Origin of the sequence: Sphingobacterium shayense (assembly GCF_013179575.1) — a bacterium.
GTDB lineage: Bacteria > Bacteroidota > Bacteroidia > Sphingobacteriales > Sphingobacteriaceae > Sphingobacterium > Sphingobacterium shayense.
In genome coordinates, this window is the sequence record NZ_JABMCQ010000267.1 from 1 (window position 1) to 3,113 (window position 3,113).

Below are 3,113 nucleotides of genomic sequence, written 5' to 3' on the forward strand. Positions count from 1 at the left end.
ATACGACATATTTTCCTCCTTCACTATTCTCTTGTTCGATTTTTGCAATTTCTTGATTAATAACCTTTTCCCTTTCTTTTTCTGTCATTTGATCGTTAACAAGTCCCATGATTCGTTTCGACACATCATCCATGCGCACGAAAAAACGTACGTAAAGGGATTTAGGTTTTAACTCTTCTTGATGTGATTTTGCCCAAAAACCATTGGTCAAATGGTCATTCTCTGGGGTCGATAATTCTGCAATAGCACCGTAACCACAATGGTGATTCGTGAATACTAGGCCTTGTCCGGAAACGATTTCAGCGGTGCAACCGCCGTTAAATTGTACAATGGCATCTTTCAATGATGAATTGTTAATGCTATAAATTTCTTCTGCCGTTAGCTTTAGGCCTTTTTTCTGCATATCAGCCTGATTTAGGCGCTTGATGTGCATTAAGAACCACATCCCTTCATCGGCAATCGTGGTCATGCTCACAGTACATAGGAGCATGAAAATCAATAATTTTTTCATAATCAACCAAATTTTATACGGCAAAGTTGATTTAAATCCTTCTTAATTCAAAATTAAACGGTATTTAGTTCGACAAAATAGATATACGAGCGCGTCACAGGTATCTAAAATAAACGATAACAGAGGATTTATTTTAGATACCTGTGACCGATAGGTTTTTCTATGCCACAAAATTGCGACATGAAGTGGATCGTTTTCTTTATCTTTGCCCAATGGCGTCATTTGAAGATTTTAAATTAAATAAGCAGCTGCAGAATGCGATTGCGGAAGCTGGATATAAAGAACCAACGGAAATCCAGCAGAAGGCAATTACTCCTATATTGGCTGGGCAAGATATCATGGGGGTAGCGCAAACTGGAACAGGTAAGACTGCGGCGTTCGTGTTGCCAATGTTGATGAAACTTAAGTACGCACAGGGAAATGATGCTCGTGCGCTTATTTTATCACCAACTCGAGAATTAGCGATGCAAATTGATGAACATATTCGTTTATTTTCTACTTATCTCGATATTCGGAGCGTGTTATTGTATGGCGGATTAGGTCCGAAGTCACAAAAGGAACAACTGGCGAAAGGTTGCGATATAATTGTTGCAACTCCAGGTCGTTTTTTGGATCTTTATTTAGAAGGAGATATTAATACGAAATCATTGAAGTTTCTTGTAATGGATGAAGCTGACAAGATGATGGATATGGGGTTTATCAGCAAAATCCATCGTATATTGGAAGTAGTCCCGCGTAAACGTCAGAACCTTTTATTTTCTGCGACAATGAGTGAGCTGGTTCGGAAAATAGCAGGAGATTTCCTTGCTTTTCCAACGGTTATTGAGGTGACTGAACAAGCAACGCCTGCTCAGACTGTAACACAATCGCTATATGAAGTTCCGAATTTAAAGACTAAACTTAATCTTTTACAACATCTTTTAAAAGATGACGAATCATTTCATAGAATAATTGTCTTTTGTAAAACCAAAACTGTGGCAGATAATGTTTATCATTATCTCACGAGAAAATATGGAGAGGATCAAGTCAGAGTTATTCATGCTAACAAGGGGCAAAATACTAGGATAAATTCTATTAATTCTTTTAAGGAAGGAAATATCCGGATTTTAGTGGCAACTGATGTGGCTGCTCGAGGGCTTGATGTTTCTAATGTGAGTCATGTATTTAATTTTGATGTGCCTATTGTAATTGAAGATTATGTGCACCGTATCGGTCGTACCGGTCGGGCATTCAATGTTGGTGATGCCATAACCTTCTGTAACCCCGCTGAGAAATATTATATTCAAAAGATAGAAAAGTTAATCCGTCAAAAAATTCAGGTGGTTGAATTGCCTGAAGGAGTATTTATTGAACCAACGGGATTCGAAGAGCGCCAACATATCGCTCGTGAGATAGATGGACAGATTAAGAAAGATAATCCTGATTTTAAAGGAGCTTTTCATGAAAAGAAACATGCGCTAAAAGCAAAATCAAGTTCTAAGAATTTTAAGAAGGGTAATTTTAATGGTAAAGGCAAAGGGTCCAAAAAACGTTAATAAATGAAAATTACGCCGATAAATATTACGTTGGCTTGCGCACTGACTTGGATTATTTCTGAGTGGAGTAACGAGCAATTCGATTTTTCTTGGTGGTTTGTATCGTTTTTGATTGTATTTTTGGTTGTTGTGGATATCATCTTTAGAATGATGTTCAAACAAACTCAAAAGCTTTGGATGGCCGAGATTGGTTTTATCGTTGTCACGTGCGTCCTGTTATTAATAATAAAAATTGTTTAGTAGATATGAAAAAAGCTGAGATAAAATTAAATGTTACGCTAGATGAACAAAACATTCCAGAATCTATCGATTGGTCTTCTACCGATGGGGAGACGACAGACCAGATGCCTGCGAAAGCGATGTTTCTAGCGCTATGGGATGCTCAATATAAAAATTCGTTACGGATTGATCTTTGGACGAAAGATATGCCCTATGATGAGATGAAGCGTTTCTTTTACGAAACTCTGCAAACTTTGGGCGATACATTCCAGAGGGCGTCAGGAGGAGACGAAATGGCAGAGAAAGTTATCGGCGATCTTCGCGACTATTGCGCTCATTTTGCTGAAAAAATGGAGGTCTTAGAAGAAGGAGCATAATTCTAACAATATTGGTTTAAGCTATTTTTTATGAATTATTTTTTAGTGAAATCTGAACCATTTAAATACAGTTGGCAACAGCTTAACGAAGATGGGCATACATTTTGGGATGGAGTGAGGAATTATCAGGCCCGGAACAACTTGAAGGCGATGAAAGAGGGCGACTTAGTTTTGTTCTATCATAGTAATGAAGGGAAGGAGGTTGTGGGTATTGCTAAAGTGATTAAGGAGTTTTATCAAGATCCAACTACTGATGATGAACGCTGGGTAGTCGTTGATATAGCACCTGTCGAAACCTTCAAAAAGCCGGTGACACTAGAAGTGATAAAAGGCGATGAGTTTTTGCAGGATGTAGCGTTAGTCCGCCAAGGACGATTGTCTGTAATGCCGCTAAAAGTGGAAGAATTTGATCGAATTGTTGCTTTAGGGAACGAGTAAAACAAAACACAGGAACCTCGCTCCTGTGTTTTG

At 38.3% G+C, this 3,113-nt stretch carries 5 protein-coding genes; 4 read left to right on the forward strand and 1 reads right to left on the reverse strand.

Features of this window, described 5'->3' with window-relative positions; all coding sequences use genetic code 11:
- Window positions 1-511 (reverse strand): S46 family peptidase (locus HP439_RS18465; protein ID WP_172391801.1); only part of this gene is annotated, 511 nt, incomplete at its 3' end.
- Window positions 512-723: 212 nt separating this feature from the next.
- Here HP439_RS18465 and HP439_RS18470 point away from each other — a divergent pair.
- Genes HP439_RS18470 through HP439_RS18485 form a run of 4 tightly spaced genes read left to right on the forward strand, consistent with a single transcriptional unit; the run spans window position 724 to window position 3,080 of the window.
- On the forward strand, window positions 724-2,046 hold the full coding sequence (locus tag HP439_RS18470) for a DEAD/DEAH box helicase (protein WP_172391802.1): 1,323 nt from the start codon (window positions 724-726) through the stop codon (window positions 2,044-2,046).
- 3 nt (window positions 2,047-2,049) lie between these two features.
- Entirely contained in the window at window positions 2,050-2,286 is a 237-nt protein-coding gene (locus tag HP439_RS18475) for a hypothetical protein (RefSeq protein WP_172391803.1), read from the forward strand.
- A gap of 5 nt (window positions 2,287-2,291) precedes the next feature.
- Complete coding sequence (gene gldC / locus HP439_RS18480; RefSeq protein WP_172391804.1) at window positions 2,292-2,642, forward strand: gliding motility protein GldC; 351 nt, start codon at window positions 2,292-2,294, stop codon at window positions 2,640-2,642.
- 30 nt (window positions 2,643-2,672) lie between these two features.
- A complete protein-coding gene (locus HP439_RS18485; RefSeq protein ID WP_172391805.1) occupies window positions 2,673-3,080 on the forward strand; it encodes an EVE domain-containing protein in 408 nt (135 codons plus the stop codon).
- Window positions 3,081-3,113: the final 33 nt, after the last annotated feature.

Bases quoted from the DNA above. Each gene is read 5' to 3' on its own strand.
- HP439_RS18485 (WP_172391805.1), top strand. From the start codon at position 2,673: ATGAATTATTTTTTAGTGAAATCTGAACCATTTAAATACAGTTGGCAA.
- HP439_RS18475 (WP_172391803.1), top strand. From the start codon at position 2,050: ATGAAAATTACGCCGATAAATATTACGTTGGCTTGCGCACTGACTTGG.
- gldC (WP_172391804.1), top strand. From the start codon at position 2,292: ATGAAAAAAGCTGAGATAAAATTAAATGTTACGCTAGATGAACAAAAC.
- HP439_RS18470 (WP_172391802.1), top strand. From the start codon at position 724: ATGGCGTCATTTGAAGATTTTAAATTAAATAAGCAGCTGCAGAATGCG.